The organism is Mesorhizobium sp. M8A.F.Ca.ET.021.01.1.1 (assembly GCF_003998025.1).
Lineage (GTDB): Bacteria > Pseudomonadota > Alphaproteobacteria > Rhizobiales > Rhizobiaceae > Mesorhizobium.
This window is the reverse complement of sequence record NZ_RZSJ01000043.1, coordinates 1-18,737: the sequence shown is the minus strand read 5'-3', so window position 1 is coordinate 18,737 and position 18,737 is coordinate 1. Positions and strand designations below refer to the sequence as shown.

General features: G+C 63.2%; 22 protein-coding genes. 11 read left to right on the top strand and 11 right to left on the bottom strand.

The features are described from left to right. Positions 1 to 414: 414 nt before the first annotated feature. Together EOA36_RS06290 and hemF are read right to left on the bottom strand one after the other, a co-directional pair. Positions 415 to 600 carry a DUF1059 domain-containing protein gene (locus EOA36_RS06290; RefSeq protein ID WP_027047304.1) on the bottom strand — a complete coding sequence of 62 codons (186 nt, stop codon included), beginning with the start codon at positions 598 to 600 and terminating at the stop codon, positions 415 to 417. 148 nt (positions 601 to 748) lie between these two features. Further along, on the bottom strand, positions 749 to 1,663 hold the full coding sequence (gene hemF, locus EOA36_RS06285; protein ID WP_127276070.1) for an oxygen-dependent coproporphyrinogen oxidase: 915 nt from the start codon (positions 1,661 to 1,663) through the stop codon (positions 749 to 751). Between the two features lie 132 nt (positions 1,664 to 1,795). Between hemF and EOA36_RS06280 the strand changes: the two genes are divergently transcribed. Next, positions 1,796 to 2,053 (top strand): hypothetical protein, encoded by a 258-nt coding sequence (locus EOA36_RS06280; protein WP_023770299.1) that lies wholly within the window; start codon positions 1,796 to 1,798, stop codon positions 2,051 to 2,053. On the opposite strand, the gene soxR is transcribed toward EOA36_RS06280, so the two are convergent. Next, positions 2,050 to 2,496, bottom strand: coding sequence for a redox-sensitive transcriptional activator SoxR (gene soxR, locus EOA36_RS06275; protein WP_127276069.1), 447 nt, complete (start codon positions 2,494 to 2,496; stop codon positions 2,050 to 2,052). The genes EOA36_RS06280 and soxR overlap by 4 nt on opposite strands. A 129-nt stretch (positions 2,497 to 2,625) precedes the next feature. Continuing rightward, complete coding sequence (locus EOA36_RS06270; RefSeq protein ID WP_127276068.1) at positions 2,626 to 3,084, bottom strand: tRNA (cytidine(34)-2'-O)-methyltransferase; 459 nt, start codon at positions 3,082 to 3,084, stop codon at positions 2,626 to 2,628. Between the two features lie 283 nt (positions 3,085 to 3,367). Between EOA36_RS06270 and EOA36_RS06265 the strand changes: the two genes are divergently transcribed. From EOA36_RS06265 to EOA36_RS06245, 5 genes are read left to right on the top strand one after another with little or no spacing between them, the layout of a single operon-like run. Next, a complete protein-coding gene (locus EOA36_RS06265; protein WP_189343782.1) occupies positions 3,368 to 3,889 on the top strand; it encodes a hypothetical protein in 522 nt (173 codons plus the stop codon). 31 nt (positions 3,890 to 3,920) lie between these two features. Next, the gene (locus tag EOA36_RS06260; RefSeq protein ID WP_127276067.1) at positions 3,921 to 5,822 is read left to right on the top strand and encodes an ABC transporter ATP-binding protein; all 1,902 of its coding nucleotides are present in this window, start codon (positions 3,921 to 3,923) and stop codon (positions 5,820 to 5,822) included. Between the two features lie 10 nt (positions 5,823 to 5,832). After that, the gene (locus EOA36_RS06255; protein ID WP_127276066.1) at positions 5,833 to 7,716 is read left to right on the top strand and encodes an ABC transporter ATP-binding protein; all 1,884 of its coding nucleotides are present in this window, start codon (positions 5,833 to 5,835) and stop codon (positions 7,714 to 7,716) included. A 4-nt stretch (positions 7,717 to 7,720) separates the two neighbouring features. Further along, complete coding sequence (locus EOA36_RS06250) at positions 7,721 to 8,224, top strand: GNAT family N-acetyltransferase (protein ID WP_127276065.1); 504 nt, start codon at positions 7,721 to 7,723, stop codon at positions 8,222 to 8,224. 1 nt (position 8,225) lies between these two features. Then, positions 8,226 to 8,537: a DUF6665 family protein gene (locus EOA36_RS06245; RefSeq protein WP_127276064.1), complete on the top strand. Its 312-nt coding sequence runs from the start codon at positions 8,226 to 8,228 to the stop codon at positions 8,535 to 8,537. On the opposite strand, the gene EOA36_RS06240 is transcribed toward EOA36_RS06245, so the two are convergent. Continuing rightward, on the bottom strand, positions 8,518 to 9,402 hold the full coding sequence (locus EOA36_RS06240; RefSeq protein WP_127276063.1) for an alpha/beta hydrolase: 885 nt from the start codon (positions 9,400 to 9,402) through the stop codon (positions 8,518 to 8,520). The two genes, EOA36_RS06245 and EOA36_RS06240, sit on opposite strands and share 20 nt — an antisense overlap. Before the next feature lie 83 nt (positions 9,403 to 9,485). Beyond that, positions 9,486 to 9,830: a cupin domain-containing protein gene (locus tag EOA36_RS06235; protein WP_127276062.1), complete on the bottom strand. Its 345-nt coding sequence runs from the start codon at positions 9,828 to 9,830 to the stop codon at positions 9,486 to 9,488. Positions 9,831 to 10,144: 314 nt separating this feature from the next. On the opposite strand from EOA36_RS06235, the gene petA reads away from it, so the two are divergent. From petA to EOA36_RS06210, 5 genes are all read left to right on the top strand, one after another. Then, positions 10,145 to 10,705 (top strand): ubiquinol-cytochrome c reductase iron-sulfur subunit, encoded by a 561-nt coding sequence (gene petA, locus EOA36_RS06230; protein ID WP_127276061.1) that lies wholly within the window; start codon positions 10,145 to 10,147, stop codon positions 10,703 to 10,705. A 16-nt stretch (positions 10,706 to 10,721) separates the two neighbouring features. Continuing rightward, complete coding sequence (locus tag EOA36_RS06225; protein ID WP_127276060.1) at positions 10,722 to 12,023, top strand: cytochrome b N-terminal domain-containing protein; 1,302 nt, start codon at positions 10,722 to 10,724, stop codon at positions 12,021 to 12,023. Positions 12,024 to 12,050: 27 nt separating this feature from the next. After that, on the top strand, positions 12,051 to 12,923 hold the full coding sequence (locus tag EOA36_RS06220) for a cytochrome c1 (protein ID WP_127276059.1): 873 nt from the start codon (positions 12,051 to 12,053) through the stop codon (positions 12,921 to 12,923). 149 nt (positions 12,924 to 13,072) lie between these two features. Then, positions 13,073 to 13,768, top strand: coding sequence for a phosphatase PAP2 family protein (locus EOA36_RS06215; protein ID WP_127276058.1), 696 nt, complete (start codon positions 13,073 to 13,075; stop codon positions 13,766 to 13,768). 228 nt (positions 13,769 to 13,996) lie between these two features. Continuing rightward, a complete protein-coding gene (locus EOA36_RS06210) occupies positions 13,997 to 14,542 on the top strand; it encodes an adenine phosphoribosyltransferase (protein ID WP_027143364.1) in 546 nt (181 codons plus the stop codon). A gap of 42 nt (positions 14,543 to 14,584) precedes the next feature. Here EOA36_RS06210 and EOA36_RS06205 read toward each other — a convergent pair whose 3' ends face one another. The 5 genes from EOA36_RS06205 to pth all read right to left on the bottom strand — a co-directional run. Beyond that, on the bottom strand, positions 14,585 to 15,043 hold the full coding sequence (locus EOA36_RS06205; protein ID WP_127276057.1) for a MaoC family dehydratase: 459 nt from the start codon (positions 15,041 to 15,043) through the stop codon (positions 14,585 to 14,587). After that, positions 15,040 to 15,510 (bottom strand): MaoC family dehydratase, encoded by a 471-nt coding sequence (locus tag EOA36_RS06200; RefSeq protein WP_167531307.1) that lies wholly within the window; start codon positions 15,508 to 15,510, stop codon positions 15,040 to 15,042. Before EOA36_RS06200 ends, EOA36_RS06205 begins: the two co-directional genes overlap by 4 nt. A gap of 115 nt (positions 15,511 to 15,625) precedes the next feature. Next, positions 15,626 to 16,600 (bottom strand): magnesium/cobalt transporter CorA, encoded by a 975-nt coding sequence (gene corA, locus EOA36_RS06195; RefSeq protein ID WP_127276056.1) that lies wholly within the window; start codon positions 16,598 to 16,600, stop codon positions 15,626 to 15,628. A gap of 234 nt (positions 16,601 to 16,834) precedes the next feature. Then, complete coding sequence (gene ychF / locus EOA36_RS06190; RefSeq protein WP_127276055.1) at positions 16,835 to 17,938, bottom strand: redox-regulated ATPase YchF; 1,104 nt, start codon at positions 17,936 to 17,938, stop codon at positions 16,835 to 16,837. A 96-nt stretch (positions 17,939 to 18,034) separates the two neighbouring features. Beyond that, on the bottom strand, positions 18,035 to 18,737 hold a 703-nt coding region (pth, locus tag EOA36_RS06185; RefSeq protein WP_127276054.1), incomplete at its 5' end, for an aminoacyl-tRNA hydrolase.

The window sequence follows — 18,737 nt, the reverse complement described above, 5'->3', positions numbered from 1 at the left end:
CCCCGCCGGCACCCAGGCCTCTCGCCTTGTCGCTGACCGGCGAGCCCTGATGGATGTCGATGAGCGATGTCGTCATGTCCTGGGCAATCGCCGGCGACGCGCCAAGGAGCGCCCACGGCAGGAGCGCCGTTGCGCACAAACTGGCACGATTGCCGGACTTTTCGCGCATGCGCGAACACCTCGCCCACCGATTCCGGACCAGTGCCTGACGGCGACGGGCTTCTCTGGCGGCCCCCTGTAGTCTGGAAATCAGTCCGACGATCGCACGGGTTCGGTTACCGCACGGTTTATTTTAGCTGGAGCAAATATTTTTTTTTGAGATGCAGGCAGTGTCTCGCAAATAAATCAACGCGGCACGCGTTACCCAAGCGCACCGCGGTTCTTTTGTTATTACCTGAAACCCCCCCGCCGCACCTACGCGGCGTCGCGGACCTTCTCGATGCGCGAGCGGATCGCCTCGATCATCGTCTCGCGGATGGTCGTCTCGCCATGCGTCTCGCGCATATGCTCGACGGCGCGGCGCATCACCTCGGCCTCCTCGTCGGCCCGTGTGTGCCATTCGCAGCCGGGAACGAGCGACCCGCAGTGAAATTGCTTCATGGGATTTCTCCTCTTGCTCCATGGAGCCGGTCGAGGCTCCGCCACTTTTGGCTTACGGTCGAATGGTCAGACGTAAGCGGGGCGAAAGCTATAACACGGGAGGGGCGGCATGGTTGCATCAAAGCATCGTGCACCCCGCCCGCCGAGGTCATGGCCAGCGCACCTCCGGTGGCAGGCTGGACAGGATCGAGGCGACATTGCCGCCGGTCTTCAGGCCGAAGATGGTGCCGCGATCGTGAAGCAGGTTGAATTCGACGTAGCGGCCGCGGCGGATGAGCTGTTCGTCGCGGTCGCCATCGGTCCAGTTCTCGTTGAAGTTGGCGCGCACGAGGTGGCCGTAGACGACGAGGAACGAACGCCCGACATCCTGGACGAAGTTGAAATCGGCGTTCCAGCCGCCCTTCTCCTCGCCCGAATGCAGCCAGTCGAAGAAGATGCCGCCGGTGCCGCGCGGCTCGTTGCGGTGCGGCAGGAAGAAATACTCGTCGCACCAGGCCTTGAATTTCGGATAGTCGGCGACGTCGGCGTTCTTCTCGCAAGCGAACTGCATGGCGCGGTGGAAGGCTGCCGTGTCGGGATCATCCTGGGTGCGGCGGCGGTCGAGCACCGGCGTCAGGTCGGCGCCGCCGCCGAACCATTGCCTGGATGTGACGACCATACGCGTGTTCATGTGCACGGCCGGAACGTTGGGGTTCCACGGGTGCGCGATCAGTGAGATGCCCGATGCCCAGAAGCGCGGGTCTTCCTCGGCGCCGGGCATCTGCTTCCTGAACTCGGGCGAGAACTCGCCATAAACGGTCGACGTGTGGACGCCGACCTTCTCGAAGACGCGGCCATGCATCATCGACATGGTGCCGCCGCCGCCCTTGCCCTGATCGCGTTCCCACGGCGTCTTTTCGAAGCGGCCGGCCGACCACGAGGCGAGCGGACCCCCGAGGTCCTGCTCGATCTGCTCGAAAGCGGCGCAGATGCGCTCGCGCAGCGCCTCGAACCAAAGCCGGGCCTTCATCTTCTTCTCTTCGATGTCGGCGGGCAGCCCTGCCGGTATTTCGGGTCGTTCCAAGTGCCGTCTCCGGTTGTGGGCCACCCGTTGTGGGGATTCCCGATAAATGACTCGTCTTTTGCCGGCGCGATCCCTAATCTCTTGAGGGTCAGGGTCAAGTCCCGTCTGATTTAGGGTGTAAGGAGTTGCTTCGTGCGCACCCCGGCAAGACCGCCGCTGGATGGCCTGAAGAAAAGGCTCGACCAAAGCCGGGCCGAGCGCGCGCGTATGCCACGCGACGGCTTTTTGCGCGAGACGTTCGTCCTGCCGCGCTCCGATGCCCGGCTCAAGGCCAAGGAATGGTTCGAGCGCTTTCCCAAGCAGGCCTACTGGACCGAGATCGAAAGCTGGTTCGAGCGCCCGGGCGATCTGATCGAGTTCACGATCAGGCGCCTGCCGGCAGCGGATTAACGCTCGACCAACAGCCTTCTCGCGCCAGTTCCCTCCCCGGCAAGCCGATCCCCCTTGTTCCTCAGCGGGCATTTGTCGATCGACATGCAGCCGCAGCCGATGCAGTCGGTCAGGCCATCACGCAGCTTCTTCAGCTGGCTGATTTTCTGATCGAGGCTATCGCGCCAAGCCGTTGAAAGCAGATTCCAATCCTCGCGCGTCGGGGTGCGGCCTTCAGGTAATGATTCAAGTGCGACACCGATCTCCGCGAGCGTGATGCCGACCTCCTGGGCAATCCGGATTATGGCCACGCGTCGCAGGACATCGCGGCCGTAGCGGCGCTGGTTGCCGGAGGTGCGGTGGCTGCGAATCAGCCCGCGGGCTTCATAGAAATGCAGCGCCGACACCGCCACGCCGCTGCGCGCGGCCACCTGGCCGACCGTCAATTCCGTTACCGGCGCCATCTTCGCACTTTCCCCTTGACCTCAAGTTAAGTTGAGCTTGTAGCCAAGAAAGCCTGGATGTGCAAACGAAGGAGAAGGCGGATGTGCGCCTGGGCAAAAATCACCGCGGACCGCGCTGCCGGCGATCCCCTAGCCGAGTTGCCGGATGGCTTCGCCCGCCACCATGGCCACGGAAAGGGCGACGTTGAGGCTGCGCGCGGTGGGCTGCATCGGGATCGTCAGCCGAACATCCGCCGCCTGATGGACTGGATCCGGCACGCCCGCGGATTCGCGGCCAAACAGGAGGATGTCGCGGTCGGTGAAGCTGAAGTCGGTGTAGGGGGCCGTGGCCCTGGTCGACAGCAACACCAGCCGGTCCGCGCGGGCCTTGCGCCACTCCTCGAAGGCATTCCAGTCGACATGCCGGGTCAGGGCGGCCATTTCGAGATAGTCCATACCGGCGCGCTTGAGCGCTCTGTCGGAAAGCGGGAAGCCGGCCGGCTCGATGATGTCGACGCCAAGGCCGAGGCAAGCGGCGAAGCGCAGGATTGTCCCGGTATTGCCGGCTATGTCAGGCTGGTAGAGCGCGATGCGGAGACCACGGTTCACTTTCGCGTCCTTCTAATAAGTGGCAGATCGGCCACAGCAGCTTCCTGGTTTTGGAAATTCCTGGACCTGCGGGTGGCCATTTTTTTCGAAGTCGGGTATACGACCAGCATTGTCAACCCGAACCGATGGAGGGGTAATTCATGATGACCATGCACATCCAGCGCCCCACCCGTGGGCTTACTTGCGCCCTGGCGGTTTCGGTACGACGTTTCTCCTGATCTTTTAGGCACTTCCGCACCGATCTCCGCCGAAACCATACCCTGGTCTTCGAAGGAATCCTGCGATGTTTTTCAAGCTGCCGAAGGGGCCGATGGCCCCGTCCCAACGCGTCCCGACTGATCAGCCGCCGATCCCGCGGCACGATGTCGATCATCCTTTTTATCTCTATTTCAACACGGAGGACGGACCGATGTTCGATCCATACAGAATACCGGGCTCGAGGAGCTTGCATATCCACCGGCTGCCGACCTGGGCGCTGCTGATCGGCGAAACCTATTCGTCGGCGGTTCATGCCGAAGTGCGCCGGCGTCCGCATCGCGGCATGCTGCCGGATGTCGATTTCTCGCACGCGGTTCCCGACCCGAGCCGACCGTCGCTGGTGCGCCGCATCATCCGGCTGATGCGGCCGGGCGCGAAAAACCGCACTGGTGGCACCGTGTCGTCAGCATCGACAAAGGTGGCTGTCGGCGAAAAGCCGGCGAGCCCCTATATTGCGCGAAGCAGGGCCGACGCTCCGGATGATTCCGGAGCGTCGGCCCTCGACGCCATGCGGTCCGAGGACTTTGTACGTCGCCAAGCCGCGTGAGCGGAAAACAGATTTTTACAGGCATGCCCCAATGTTGTTGTTTAGCTGGTTTGAAAGAAGGCTCGATCCGTTCCCGGCCGCGGAACCGGTCGAGCCGCCCAAGACGCTGGTTGCCTTCTGCCTGCATTATACGCGCGGCGCGTGGCCCTACATCCTGGTCGATGCGGTGCTGGTGGCGGCCATCGCCATCGCGGAAGTGTGGATGTTCGGCTTCCTCGGCCGCATCGTCGACTGGTTGTCGGGGCAGAACCGCGAGACCTTCCTGCAGACGGAGGGCTGGAAGCTCGCCGGCATGGCGTTCATCGTGCTGTTCGCGCTGCCCGGCACGGTTTGGCTGCATTCTCTGCTCAACCAGCAGACACTGATGGGCAACTATCCCATGCGCATCCGCTGGCAGGTGCATCGCTACCTGCTCAAGCAATCGATGAGCTTCTACCAGGACGAATTCGCCGGCCGCATCGCCACCACGCTGATGCAGACGGCGCTCGCCGTGCGCGAATGCGTCATCAAGGTGATCGACGTCCTGAACTATGTCATCGTCTATTTCCTCGGCATGCTGCTGATCGTCGGTTCGGCCGACTGGCGGCTGGCCGCGCCGCTCGGGGTCTGGCTGGTCGGCTACATCCTGTTGCTGCGCTTTTTCATCCCGCGCCTGGGCAAGGTCGGCGAGGAGCAGGCCAATGCGCGCTCGACCATGACCGGCCGCGTCGTCGACAGCTACACCAACATCCAGACGGTCAAGCTGTTCAGTCATTCGCGCCGCGAGGCCGCCTTCGCCAGGGAAGGCATGATGGGCTTCCTCGACACGGTCTACCGGTCGATGCGGCTGGTGACGGTGCTGTTCGGCTCGCTCTACATATTGAACGCGCTTCTGCTGTTCTCGGTCACCGCCATCTCGCTGTGGCTGTGGATGGGGCAAGCTGTGACGATCGGCGCGGTCGCCGTGGTCATCGGCCTGGTGCTCCGGATGTGGGGCATGTCGCAGTGGATCATGTGGGAAATGTCGGGCCTGTTCGAGAATATCGGCACGGTGCAGGACGGCATTGCCTCGATCTCGCTGCCACGCCTCGTCGAGGACAGGCCGGATGCCAGGGAGATCAACGTTTCCAAAGGCGATATCCGCTTCGAGGACATCCGCTTCCACTACGGCAAGCAGAAGGGCGTCATCGAAAACCTGTCGCTGGCGGTGAAACCGGGCGAGAAGGTCGGCATTGTCGGACGCTCGGGCGCCGGCAAGTCGACGCTGGTCAATCTCCTCTTGCGCTTCTACGACCTGGAATCCGGCCGGATCCTGATCGACGGCCAGGAGATCGCCGGCGTGAAGCAGGATTCACTGCGCGCCCAGATCGGCATGGTCACACAGGACACCTCGCTGCTGCATCGTTCGGTGCGCGAGAACATCCTTTATGGCCGGCCCGATGCGAGCGATGAGATGTTGGTCGAGGCGGCACGGCGGGCCGAGGCGCTGGATTTCATATCGGCGCTTTCGGACCATAGCGGCCGCAAGGGTTTCGACGCCTATGTCGGCGACCGCGGCGTCAAACTGTCCGGTGGGCAGCGGCAACGCATCGCCATTGCTCGCGTTATGTTGAAGGACGCGCCTATTCTTATCCTTGACGAAGCGACGTCGGCGCTCGATTCCGAGGCGGAAGCCGCCATCCAGGAGAATCTTTACAAGCTCATGCAGGGCAAGACCGTCATCGCCATCGCGCACCGGCTGTCGACCATCGCGGCGATGGACAGGCTCGTCGTGATGGACCAGGGCCGCGTCATCGAGGAGGGTTCGCACGAGGAACTGGTCGCCGGCGGCGGGCTCTACGCGCAGCTCTGGCAGCGCCAGTCGGGTGGATTCCTGCTCGAGGACAGTCCGGTCGGCGCCGCCAACGACAGTGTCGCCAGCGACATTGGCGCGAAGGGGCAAGCCGCAGAATGATGGCCGCCGCATGATGACAGCCGTCTACCGCTGGTTCGAGACCTGGGTCTATCCGTTCAGGGAGCCGGCGCATCTTCGGCCACCGGCCAGCGTCGCCGGCTTCCTCTGGCACTATGTCGGCCAGGCGAAGTTCGCCTTCTTCGCCATGCTGGTCGTCGGCGGCATCGCGCCGCTGGTCGAGGCCGGGCTGTTCTATTTCGTCGGGCGGCTGGTCGATATTCTCGATCAATTGCCCGGCGAGCGGAGCTGGCATGCATTATGGACCGCCGCCGGCCCCGAACTGATGTTCATGGTCGCAGTGGTGCTGGTCCTCCGCACAATGGTCGTGGCCCTCTCGGCGCTGGTCGACGAGCAGACGATCACGCCCGGCTTCTACAATCTGGTGCGCTGGCAGGCGCACCGGCACGTCTCGCGCCAGTCCTACGCCTTCTTCCAGAACGACTTCGCCGGCCGGATCGCGACGAAAGTCTGGCAGGCGGGGCAGGCGACCGGCGACCTGATGGAAAGCTTCATCGAGGTCGTCTGGTTCATGATCGTCTATACGGTGACGACGCTGGCACTGGTCGCAGGACTCGATCTCAGGCTGGCGGCATTGGTGGTGATCTGGATCACCGCTTTCGGCTTTCTGGCCAGGCGCTATCTGCCGGCAATCCGCAAGCACGCCGAAGCGACGGCCGAGGCGGGCTCGATGATCAATGGCCGCATCGTCGATTCCTACTCCAACGTGCAGACGCTGAAACTTTTCGCGGCGGACGGCGACGACCGCTACATCAGGAACGGCTTCGACATCTATCTCGACGCATTGCGCCCCTTCACCCGCCGGTTGACCGGCGTGCGCATGGCGCTGACGACGCTGTCGGGCATCATGATCACGGCGATCGGCTGCTTTGCCGTCTATCTCTGGGTCGAGGGCTCGATCACCGTCGGCGCCGTCGCCTTCACGCTGTCGCTGGTGCTGCGCCTCAACATGCTGCTCGGCCGGCTGATGATGCAGATGAACAGTATCTTGCGAAACCTCGGCGTGCTGGAGAACTCCAAGGCGCTGATCTCGCAGCCGCTGGGACTGACCGACGCACTGGACGCGAAAGAGCTGGTCGTCACGGGCGGACGCATCGACGTGAAGAATGTCGAGTTCCATTACGGCAAGGGGTTTGGCGTGCTCAACGGCGTCGACCTTGTCGTCAAGCCGGGCGAGAAGGTCGGGCTGGTCGGGCCATCGGGCGCCGGCAAGACGACGTTGGCCAACCTGATCCTGCGCCTCTACGACCTCGAAAGCGGCCGGATCACCATCGACGGCCAGGACGTCTCCGGTGTGACGCAGAATTCGCTGCGCGCCAATATCGGCGTCGTCAGCCAGGACACCGCCCTGTTCCATCGCTCGCTGCGCGACAACATCAAGCTCGGCATGCCCGATGCGACCGACGCGGAGGTGATCGCGGCGGCCAAGAAGGCCGAGGCCCACGAATTCATCCTGAGCTTGCGCGACAACAGGGATCGCCAGGGCTACGAAGCCTTTGTCGGCGAACGCGGCGTCAAGCTGTCGGGCGGCCAGCGCCAGCGCGTGGCGATCGCCCGCGTCTTCCTCAAGGACGCGCCGATCCTGATCCTCGACGAGGCGACGTCGGCGCTCGATTCCGACATCGAGGCGGCGATCCAGGAGAATCTGACGCGGCTGATGGAGAACAAGACCGTGATCGCCATCGCGCACCGGCTGTCGACGATCGCGGCACTTGATCGCCTGGTGGTGCTCGACGGCGGCCGCATCGTCGAGCAAGGGACGCATGACGAACTGGTGGCGCGCGACGGGCTCTATGCCCGGCTGTGGAAGCGCCAGTCCGGCGGCTTCCTCTATCACGAGGAAAGCGTGCTCGAAGAGACGCGGCCGGCGGAGTAGGCGCATGGCTGGATCGCCAGAGGTCAGTCCGGAGATCGGCCGAGAGGTTGGCCCGGAGATCGACTATGCGCTCAAGCGTTTGCGACCAACCGTGGCGGCCTTCGACGCGTTGAAGGACGAGAGCCGGCTGGAAGGCTACTGGATGCTGGTGCGCCTGGGCGATGGCTGGGCAAGCGGCCGCAACAAGTTCCTGAAGCGAGGGGAGGGACTGTTTGGGATATGGCATGGCCGGGAACTCGCCGGCGTGTGCGGGCTGAACATCGATCCCTATTTCGAGGGCAGGGACCAGGGCCGGGTCCGGCACCTGTTCGTCAGCGCACGCCACCGCCGCAACGGCCTCGGCCGCATGCTGGTCGAGACCGTGATCGATCGGGCCGGCCAATATTTCTCCGTGTTGAACACCCGCGCGCCGCCGGAAGCCTTCGGTTTTTATGAACGGCTTGGCTTTCAGCGCGTGGAAGGCGAAGAATTCGTCACCCACCGCATAGTGTTCGGGAAAGGGAACTGAAATGTCCTTGCGTCCGCCATCTCATCTTGCCGGCGCGTCGGCCGCCGAAGCGGCCTTCGACGCGCTTGGTCATGAGATCCTCGCCGAGAAGGCGGCCGCACTTGGCCGCGCCGGTCAAAAGGTCGAGGAAACGCTGGCCCGGCTGACCAGCAATGCCGACGAGGACATGCGTCCCTTGCTTCTCAAGGAGGCCGCCATGGCCGTTCACGGCTATTTCATCCAGCGCGAATTGTGCGGCCTTCGCAAGCATGACGCCGTCATCCGCGAATACAACATCCCCAAAGCCGTGCTGGTCAGGCTTGGCGCCATGTAGAGTTGGAACCTGCCGCGCTGATTTCCCTGTGGAAGCGCGCCAGGCGGGCGGCAAGCGCTTCGGGATTTTCATCGGCAACGAAGTGTCCGCTGTCGGCTATGATGTCGCCCTCGACATTTGAGAGCCCGGCCGCGCGCAGGCCATCGACATAGTCGCCGATGTCGCCGGACTCGGCCGCACCCCTCAGATACAGCACCGGAACCGCAATCGGCTTCGCGGGCCGCGCGGCATTGGCCTTGGCATCCTCGGGAAAGGCACGATACCAGTCGAACCCCGCCTGGAGGCTTTCCGGCCGGGAATAGGCCTTGGCGTAGATTTCCCTGGCGTCGTCAGGGATCGAGGCTCGATCCTTCGAAAGCACATTGAAGAAGAAGTCGAAATAAGCGCTCTGATGGCCGCTGACCAGCGTTTCCGGCAAGGCTGGAATAGCGTGAAAGGCGAAATGCCAGATTTGCGGATTGCGAATGACCTTCTCCCACGGAGCGACGCCCGGAATGACGACATCCATGATCGCCGCGCCGGAAAGAATCTCAGGATGGTCGCTCAACAAGGCAAATACGATCTGGCCGCCGACATCGTGGCCGGCGGCCACGAGCTGGCGCAGCCCGCAAGTCTCTGCGACGCCTCTCATCAGCCTCGCCAAGGTTCTCTTGTCACCAGCCTCGGCTACGCCTTGCGAGCCGCCGATGCAGGGCAGGTCAGGGGCGACGACCCGGTAGTCGGCCGCCAACCGGCCGATCACCCGCTCGAAGGCGTAGGAGCTTTGCGGCCATCCGTGCAGCAGAAGGAAAGCCGGCGCACCAGCGGGGCCTGCCTCGCGGGTCGCAATGCTCAGCCCTTCGATTTCGATGGTCGAGGTTTGCATATCCTGGCTCTGGCGACTCTCTGGTTGGCGCCTATGCCGTAGATCTAGGCGCCAACCGGGAAGCCGCCAGGGCTATGCAGGAATTACTCCAGCCATTCCGTGATGAAGCTACCGTTTTCGTGGATGTCGGTCGTTTCCAGCGGACCTGGACCGAGATTGGTGAATTTGTGCGGCGTGTGCGGCGGCACGATAACGATCTGCCCCGCCGAGGCCTCGATCTCCTGGTCGCCGACCGTGAACAGGCCGGTTCCCTCGCGAATGATAAAGATCTCCGCATAGGGATGAGCGTGCAGCCGCGGGCCGCCCCCGACATCGGGCAAGTAATTGAAGATCAGGCAGGAGTTGGAGCCGTAGACGCCGCCTTGCAGTTCGCCCTTCCAGTGGTTGGAACGAACAGACCATTCCTCGCGATCGATGACATGCACCATGGTAGGGAAAATAGATCACTCGGGCAGCCTATGTCGAGGCAAACAACGATGCCGGATTTCCGGTTGTTTCCCGGTTGTTTAGCCGCCTTTTGCGGCCATTCGCCGCCTTGCCGCGCGACAGCGGATTTTGTCCCCGCGACAATCTGCCCTTGTGCCTTGACCCGTCTGGACAAAAACGGGCTTCACGCATAAACCGAAGTCCAAATGCCGGAGGAATTCGCTAGCCTGTTCGCCATGCGCTGTCGGGTTGGCGTGATTGAGCGGGGAACAAGGCTCAGCCACCGGCGCGGAAGAGGCGAAAGGATCAGGCACCCGTGAGCGCAACCGACATCCACGATCCCAACCGTCGAGATTTTCTCTACGTCGCCACCGGCATGGCCGCTGTGGTCGGCGCCGGTGCCGTCGCCTGGCCGTTCATCGACCAGATGCGCCCCGACGCCTCGACGCTGGCGCTCGCTTCGGTCGAGGTCGATGTCTCCTCGCTGACGCCCGGCAGCTCGCTGATCGTCAAGTGGCGCGGCAAGCCGGTCGTGGTACGCAACCGCACCGAGAAGGAAATGAAGGACGGCGAGGCCGTCAGCCTCTCCGATCTCAAGGATCCGATCGCCCGCAACGCCAATTTGCCGTCCGATGCGCCGGCGACCGACGCCAACCGCACCACGCCCGGCAAGGAAGCCTGGATGGTTATGGTTCAGGTCTGCACCCATCTGGGCTGCATTCCGCTCGGCCAGGAAGGCGATTTCGGCGGCTGGTTCTGCCCGTGCCATGGCTCGCAATACGACACTGCCGGCCGCATCCGCAAAGGCCCGGCACCTGAGAACATGGCGATTCCGGTATTCAAGTTCATTTCCGATACCAAACTCCTTATCGGTTGAGGCAGGGGATATTTCGATGAGCGAGGGACACTCGACCTATACGCCGAAGACCGGTATCGAACGCTGGTTCGACGCCCGCATGCCGCTGCCCAGGATGGTCTATGACAGCTTCATCGCCTATCCGGTGCCGCGCAACCTGAACTATATGTGGACCTTCGGCGGCATACTGGCGATCATGCTGGTGGCGCAGATCCTGACCGGCATCGTCCTGGCCATGCACTATACGGCCGACACCAATCTCGCCTTCGGTTCGGTCGAGAAGATCATGCGCGACGTGAATTCCGGATGGCTTCTGCGTTACATGCACGCCAACGGCGCCTCGTTCTTCTTCATCGCCGTCTACCTGCACATCTTCCGCGGTCTCTACTACGGCTCCTACAAGGCGCCGCGCGAACTGCTGTGGATCCTGGGTTGCATCATCTACCTCCTGATGATGGCGACCGGCTTCATGGGCTATGTGCTGCCATGGGGGCAGATGAGCTTCTGGGGCGCCACCGTCATCACCGGCTTCTTCAGCGCCATCCCGCTGGTCGGCGACTGGATCCAGCAACTGCTGCTCGGCGGCTTCGCCGTCGACAATCCGACGCTCAACCGCTTCTTCGCGCTGCATTACCTGCTGCCGTTCATGATTGCCGGCGTCGTCGTGCTGCACGTCTGGGCGCTGCATGTCGTCGGCCAGTCGAACCCGACTGGCATCGAGGTCAAGTCGAAGACCGATACCGTCGCCTTCACGCCCTACGCGACCATCAAGGACGCGTTCGGCATGATCGTGTTCCTGTTCGTCTTCGCCTACTTCGTCTTCTACCTGCCGAACTATCTCGGCCATCCGGACAACTACACGGTCGCCAACCCGCTGAAGACGCCGGCCCATATCGTTCCGGAATGGTACTTCCTGCCGTTCTACGCGATCCTGCGCGCCATCACCTTCAACATCGGCCCGATCAATTCCAAGCTCGGCGGCGTGCTGTGTATGTTCGGCGCCATCGTCATGCTGTTCCTGGTGCCGTGGCTCGACACTTCCAAGGTGCGCTCGGCGGTCTACCGGCCCTGGTACAAGCTGTTCTTCTGGCTGTTCGTGGCCGATGCCATCCTGCTGGGCTGGCTGGGCTCGCAGCCGGCGGAAGGTAGCTATGTGTTCATGGCGCAGATGGCGACGCTGTTCTACTTCGCCTTCTTCCTGGTCGCGCTGCCCGTGCTCGGCTTGATCGAGACTCCGCGCAGGCTGCCGAACTCGATCACCGAGGCGGTGCTCGAAAAGAACAAGGGTGGCGGCGGACATCCGGCGGGCGCCACGGCAGCACCCGAGACCAAGGGCTGAGCGGTAGAGAATCTAAGGGGATTTGGCATGAAGAAGATTCTCACCTCGCTGGCGCTGGTCGGCCTTGTGGCCGCCGGCACTGGGGTTGCAGGCACTTGGGCGTTCGCGGCCGAAGAAGCGCACAACGCGGCGGCACCCACGCATTTCCCGATCAACGAGCCGAAGGAAATGAGCTGGAGCTTCACCGGCCCGTTCGGCACCTATGACAAGGCGCAGCTGCAGCGCGGCCTGAAGGTCTACAAGGAAGTCTGCTCGGCCTGTCATTCGATGAACCTGGTGGCGTTCCGCACGCTGTCGGACCTCGGCTATAGCGACGCGCAGATCAAGACGCTGTCAGCAGAATACACCATCCACGACGGCCCCAACGATGCCGGTGACATGTTCGACCGTCCCGGCAAGCCGTCCGACCATTTCCCGGCGCCCTTCGCCAATGAGGAAGCCGCCGCTGCGTCCAATGGCGGCGCGGCGCCGCCCGACATGTCGCTGCTGGCCAAGGCGCGCGGCGTCGAGCGCGGCTTCCCGCAGTTCGTCTTCGACATCTTCACCCAGTATGATGCGGGTGGTCCTGACTACATCCATTCGCTGCTGACAGGCTACGACGAGACGCCGCCCGCCGGCATGGTCATCCCGGAAGGCACCCACTACAATCCGTACTTCATGTCCGGCGTGTCGCTGAAGATGCCCAAGCCGCTCTCCGACGGCCAGGTGACCTATGACGACGGCTCGCCGCAGACCATCGACCAGTATTCCCGCGACGTGGCTGCCTTCCTGACCTGGGCGGCCGAGCCGCACATGGAAGACCGCAAGAAGATGGGCTTCCGCGTGCTGGTGTTCCTGCTTCTGTTTGGCGCCCTGGTCTACCTGACCAAGCGTAAGGTATGGGAAGCCGTCGCTCACTAAGCGATGCCATAGTCTGGAATTCAAAAGGGGCGCCGCGAGGTGCCCTTTTCTGCTTTTGGGGTGGATAGCTCAGGCCACGCGTCGGCGGTGTCACATGGCCGTCATCGCACATCGCGATCCTGCGGTGCTCTCATCAAAGGATCACGCCCATGAAAAGATACGCATCGCTTGCGGCAGGCCTGCTGCTGCTCGTCGTTGGTTCCGCGGCCCGCGCCGAAGACGCGAAACCCTTCATTACCAACAAGGATGTCGACCTGACGATGATCCTGCCGCCGCCTCCGGCCAATGATTCGGCCGAGACCAAGGCCGAGCTTGGCGAGGTGCTGACCATGCAAGTCACGCGCACACCCGAAATGGAAGCCCGCGCCATCGCCGATGCCGAGGAAAACGTCTGGCGTTTCGCCGATGTCATGGGGCCGGATTTCAACAAGGACAAGCTGCCGAAATTCAGCGCCTTCTTCGATCGCGTGGTGGAGACCGAAGGCGCCGTCGTCGATCCGGCCAAGGACGTCTGGAAGCGTCCGCGTCCGCACCAGCTCAGCGATCTCGTCAAGCCGGTGGTCAAGCTCTCGAGCTCCGGTTCCTGGCCGTCCGGCCATGCGACCGTCGGCACGATGATGGGCATCATCCTGGCTGACATGGTTCCGGAAAAGCGGGCCCAGATCATGGCGCGCGCGGCCGAGTTCGCCCACAACCGCATCGTCGGCGGCATCCATTATCCGTCCGACGTCGAGATGGGCAAGATTTCCGGCAGCGTCATCGCCGCGGTCCTGCTCAACCGCGAGGATTTCAAGGCCGAGTACGAAGTGGCCAGGGCGGAGCTTCGTTCCGACCTCGGCATGTAGGACTGGCCGGTAGCCATCTTTCCGAGCGGGGCGCCTTCGGGCGCCCCTTTTCGTGTCGGCCGCGGCCTGCGCCCACTGCAAGGAAATCGCCTCGCGTTTGCCGCCATATCCTTTGCCGGACGTGCTTGTGTCGACCGTCACATCGCGCTAGCCGTTGTCGGCCGCGCCGGGCTACGATCGGCCCCGCGCCGTTTCGCTTCTGTCAGCTGGATCACCCGGAGCCGCTTCATGAAATCCTCTCTCGAAGACACGCTGCTGGCGTCGATCCGAACCATCCCGGACTATCCCAGGCCCGGCATCCTGTTTCGCGACATCACCACGCTGCTCGGCAACGCACGCGCCTTCCGCCGCGCCATCGACGAGCTGGTGCATCCCTATGCCGGGCAGAAGATCGACAAGATCGCCGGTATCGAGGCGCGCGGCTTCATCCTCGGCGGCGCCGTCGCCCACCAGCTCTCGGCCGGCTTCGTGCCGATCCGCAAGAAGGGCAAGCTGCCTTACGAGACCGTGCGCGTCGCCTACAGCCTGGAATACGGGCTGGATGAGATGGAGATGCACAAGGACGGCGTCGCGCCCGGCGAGAAGGTCATCCTGGTCGACGACCTGATCGCCACCGGCGGCACGGCGGAAGCGGCGGTCAAGCTGCTGCGCCAGATCGGCGCCGACATCCTCGCCGCCTGCTTCGTCATCGACCTGCCGGATCTGGGCGGACGCGCCAAGCTCGAAGCGCTCGGCGTGCCGGTGAGGACGCTGATCGGGTTCGAGGGGCATTGAGCATTTTTCCCTTCTCCCCTTGTGGGAGAAGGGAAAGACACCTCATTCCACCTTCACCAGCACGGCGCTCTCGAATTCCAGCACCTTGGCGCCGGTCGAATCGGAGGCCTCGCAGAGCAGCGCCAGCAACCGCCAGCCGGGACGGGACGCTATGGGGCGGTGGGAAAGCGCCGTGCGTGCGAAGGTGATGGTTTGCCCGGCATGGACGGGCTTTAGCCATTTCAGGTTCTTGAATCCGGGCGAGGGGCCGAATTCGGGCACCGGGCCGTCCCAGCCTTCGGCGTCCAGGCGGGTTTCCAGATTAAGCTTCATCCAGGTGGCCGCGGTGTGCCAGCCGGAGGCGCAGAGCCCGCCAAGCACGCTCTTCCTCGCCGCCTCCTCGTCGATATGGAAGATCTGAGGGTCGTATTTGCGGGCGAACGCCTTGATCGCCTCGGGCTCGAATGTGTGCGAGCCCAGCGTCACCGTGGTGCCGATGCGGAAGAATTCGTCCAATGTCATGACAGGCTCCCAGCGGCATCGCGCGTCAGGAACATGATGGAGTTCTCGAGCTCGAAGACACTTTCGCCGCGCTGGTTGACCAGTTCGCTGCGCATGGTCACGAAGCCGAGTTGCGGCTTCGATTTCGACAGGCGCCTGGCGAGAACCACCAGGTTGCCCCGCAGCGTATCGCCGGCGAGCACCGGCTTCTTCCATTTGACCTGATCGACGCCGGGCGCGCCCTGGCAGGTGGAATCCAGCAGGAAGGCATCGCACAGCATGCGCATGAACATGGCGCAGGTGTGCCAGCCCGAGGCCGAGAGGCCACCGAGGATGCTGGCCTTGCCGGCCTCCTCGTCGAGATGCATCGGCTGAGCGTCGAACTCGCTGGCGAACTCGATGATCTCGGCCGCGCTTACTTTTTTCGCGCCGAGGTCGAACGAGGCCCCCTCGACGAAGTCCTCATACGCCCATGTCTTTCCGGTCATGGTCAGCAAATCCGGTTGTAGAATGCGCGATCCCTTTGGATCGGAAAACCCGGATGCAGGCCGCGGGCGGTTTGGTCAAGCCCTTTCTGGTGAGCCAGGCCCAGGCAGCGGGTGTTCAGAGCCAGCCGCGGCGGCGGAAATACCAGAAAGGCAGGATCGCCGACAGCACCATCATGGCGATGGCGAAGGGATAGCCGAACTCCCACTTCAGCTCGGGGATGACATCGAAATTCATGCCGTAGATCGAGGCGACCAGTGTCGGCGGCAGGAAGATGACGGCGGCGACGGAGAAGATCTTGATGATGGCGTTCTGCTCGATCGAGATCATACCGAGCGTGGCGTCGAGCAGGAAGGAGATCTTCTGCGACAGGAAGGTGGCGTGGTCGGCAAGCGACAGCACGTCGCGCGACAGGGTCTTGATGCGGGCGCGGACGTCCTTGCTCATCTTGGTCAGAGTCGCGACATGGGCGAGGAAACCCGCCAGCCGCTGCAGCGAGATCAGGCTGTCGCGGATGGAGGAGGCGATGTCCTCCTTGCGGCCGATGGCCTTCAGCAGTTCCTGGAAGTCGCGGTTGCGCTTCGACACCTTGGTCGAGCGCGCCTCGAAGATGTCGCGCGAAATCACTTCGACATCGCGGCCGGCGCGCTCGAGGATGTCGGCGAGGCGGTCGACGATCGCCTCCAGCAGGCCGATCAGGATGGTGTCGCCGCTGCTGCAGCCGGTCGCCACCTTCTCGGCGCGCAGCGGGAAGGTCTTGAACGCCTTCGGTTCGTGATAGCGTACGGTGATCAGCCTGGCGCCGGCGAGCACGAAGGTGACCGGCGACATCAGGGGATCGTCGACCTCGGTCTGCGCGGGCAAGGTGGCGGTCATGAAGTAGGCGCCGTCCTCGATATAGAGGCGGCTTGAAATCTCGATCTCCTCCATCTCCTCGCGGGTCGGGATGGCGATGCCGAGCCAGCTTTCGATGGTGGCCTCTTCCTCCTTGGTCGGATTGACGAGATCGGCCCAGACGACCTTGTCGCCATTGACCAGCAGGTCGTCGGTGAGGCGCAGGCGATCATTGTCGACGACGAAGGCCTTGATCATCGCCGAATCTCCCTGCCAGAGCCGCGTTGAGGTTACGCATCGTGTCGGATTGCACGGTTTTTCGTCGCACGCCGACCGTGTGGCTGCCGCTTAGACCCGCGGCATGACAAAATCAAGACAAGCCGAGCAGGGCCGGCTGGCATCGGCCACTCAGAAAAATTCGTCGAGGAGCCGGTGGTACGAAAGCTTCGTCGGCTCTACTTCCGCCCAGACATTGTCGACTGGGCAGGAGGGTCACGTGTTGAACTTGAACAGCATGATGTCGCCGTCCTGGACGACATATTCCTTGCCTTCATCGCGCGCCTTGCCGGCTTCCTTGGCCGCCACTTCCCCGCCCAGCGTGACAAAGTCGTTGTAGGCGATGGTCTGGGCGCGGATGAAGCCGCGCTCGAAATCGGTGTGGATGACGCCGGCCGCCTGAGGTGCCTTGTCGCCCTTGTGCACGGTCCAGGCGCGCGTCTCCTTCGGCCCAACGGTAAAATAGGTGATGAGGTGCAACAGGTCGTAGCCGGCGCGGATCACCTTGTTCAGGCCGGGCTCGTCGAGGCCGAGCGAGGATAGGAATTCCATTTCCTCCTCGTCGGAAAGCTGGGCGACTTCCGCCTCGATCGCCGCCGAGATCACTACGGTGCCGGCGCCCTGCGCGGCGGCCATTTTCTCCACAGCCTTTGTGTGCTCGTTGCCGGTCGCGGCATCGGCCTCGGCGACGTTGCAGACATAGAGCACGGGATGCGAGGTGAGCAGGTTCAGCCCCTGCAGGATGCGCAAATCTTCGGCCGAAATACCCTTGAGCAGGATGCGGGTCGGCTTGCCGGCTTGCAGCAACTCGAGCGCTGCCTCCATCATCGGCAGCACGGCGGTGGCTTCCTTGTCCTTGCTGCCGGCGCGCTTGCGGAATTGCACGATGCGGCGCTCGAGGCTGTCGAGGTCGGCAAGCATCAGCTCGGTCTCGACCGTCTCGGCGTCGGCGACGGGGTCGATGCGGCCCTCGACATGGGTGATGTCGTCATCCTCGAAGCAGCGCAGCACGTGGACGATGGCGTCGACCTCGCGGATGTTGGCGAGGAACTGGTTCCCCAGCCCTTCGCCCTTAGAGGCGCCGCGCACCAGGCCGGCAATATCGACGAAGGAGATGCGGGTCGGGATGATCTCCTTCGACTTGCCGATCGCGGCGATCTTCTGCAGGCGCGGGTCCGGCACCGCCACCTCGCCGGTGTTCGGTTCGATGGTGCAGAACGGATAATTGGCGGCCTGCGCGGCGGCCGTCCTCGTCAGCGCGTTGAAGAGCGTCGACTTGCCGACATTGGGCAAGCCAACGATGCCGCATTTGAAACCCATTTTGTCCGGTCCTATCGGGAAAAGCGAAATTTGATGAGGGCTATGGGCGATAGGGGTTGGGAACGTCAAGCCCTGTAACGCCGATGGTCCCGCGGCTCAGTCCTTGTTGCCGAACAGTTTCTTCAGCATCGCCGCCATCGGGCCGGTCTCGGGCAACTTGGCGGGCGCCTGCTGGGGGCGGGCCTGGCGGACATGGCTTTGCTGTTTCGGAGCCTGTTTTTGCGCCGGCTTTTCCGGTTCGGCGCCCGCCTTGCCCTGTACGGCAAGGGCGGCCTTGTTCATGAAGCCGGATTCGTCGCCCTTGACGATCATGGCAGCGTTGTCGGCGATCGCGTCGAGCAACGGGTCGAGCCAGTCGCGGTCGGCCTTGGCGAAATCGCCGAGCACATGATGCTGGACCATTTCCTTGACGCCGGGATGGCCGACGCCGATGCGCACGCGGCGATAGGCGTTGCCGACATGGCCATCGATCGAGCGGATGCCGTTGTGGCCGCCGGCACCGCCGCCGGTCTTGATGCGCAGCTTGCCTTCGGCAAGATCGATCTCGTCATAGAAGACGGTGAGGGCGGAAAGGTCGAGCTTGTAGAAGCGCAGCGCTTCGCCGACCGACTGGCCGGACAGGTTCATGAAGGTCTGCGGCTTGATCAGGATGATCTTTTCACCGCCGAGCGTGCCCTCGGCGATCAGGCCCTGGAACTTCTTCGACCAGGGCGAAAAGGAATGGCGGCGGGCGATAGCGTCCGCCGCCATGAAGCCGACATTGTGCCGGTTTTCAGCATATTTCGCGCCCGGATTGCCG

Bases quoted from the DNA above. Each gene is read 5' to 3' on its own strand.
- EOA36_RS06290 (WP_027047304.1), bottom strand. From the start codon at position 600: ATGAAGCAATTTCACTGCGGGTCGCTCGTTCCCGGCTGCGAATGGCAC.
- soxR (WP_127276069.1), bottom strand. From the start codon at position 2,496: ATGGCGCCGGTAACGGAATTGACGGTCGGCCAGGTGGCCGCGCGCAGC.
- EOA36_RS06265 (WP_189343782.1), top strand. From the start codon at position 3,368: ATGTTTTTCAAGCTGCCGAAGGGGCCGATGGCCCCGTCCCAACGCGTC.
- EOA36_RS06260 (WP_127276067.1), top strand. From the start codon at position 3,921: ATGTTGTTGTTTAGCTGGTTTGAAAGAAGGCTCGATCCGTTCCCGGCC.
- EOA36_RS06255 (WP_127276066.1), top strand. From the start codon at position 5,833: ATGATGACAGCCGTCTACCGCTGGTTCGAGACCTGGGTCTATCCGTTC.
- EOA36_RS06250 (WP_127276065.1), top strand. From the start codon at position 7,721: ATGGCTGGATCGCCAGAGGTCAGTCCGGAGATCGGCCGAGAGGTTGGC.
- EOA36_RS06245 (WP_127276064.1), top strand. From the start codon at position 8,226: ATGTCCTTGCGTCCGCCATCTCATCTTGCCGGCGCGTCGGCCGCCGAA.
- EOA36_RS06240 (WP_127276063.1), bottom strand. From the start codon at position 9,402: ATGCAAACCTCGACCATCGAAATCGAAGGGCTGAGCATTGCGACCCGC.
- EOA36_RS06235 (WP_127276062.1), bottom strand. From the start codon at position 9,830: ATGGTGCATGTCATCGATCGCGAGGAATGGTCTGTTCGTTCCAACCAC.
- EOA36_RS06225 (WP_127276060.1), top strand. From the start codon at position 10,722: ATGAGCGAGGGACACTCGACCTATACGCCGAAGACCGGTATCGAACGC.
- EOA36_RS06220 (WP_127276059.1), top strand. From the start codon at position 12,051: ATGAAGAAGATTCTCACCTCGCTGGCGCTGGTCGGCCTTGTGGCCGCC.
- EOA36_RS06215 (WP_127276058.1), top strand. From the start codon at position 13,073: ATGAAAAGATACGCATCGCTTGCGGCAGGCCTGCTGCTGCTCGTCGTT.
- EOA36_RS06210 (WP_027143364.1), top strand. From the start codon at position 13,997: ATGAAATCCTCTCTCGAAGACACGCTGCTGGCGTCGATCCGAACCATC.
- EOA36_RS06205 (WP_127276057.1), bottom strand. From the start codon at position 15,043: ATGACATTGGACGAATTCTTCCGCATCGGCACCACGGTGACGCTGGGC.
- EOA36_RS06200 (WP_167531307.1), bottom strand. From the start codon at position 15,510: ATGACCGGAAAGACATGGGCGTATGAGGACTTCGTCGAGGGGGCCTCG.
- corA (WP_127276056.1), bottom strand. From the start codon at position 16,600: ATGATCAAGGCCTTCGTCGTCGACAATGATCGCCTGCGCCTCACCGAC.
- ychF (WP_127276055.1), bottom strand. From the start codon at position 17,938: ATGGGTTTCAAATGCGGCATCGTTGGCTTGCCCAATGTCGGCAAGTCG.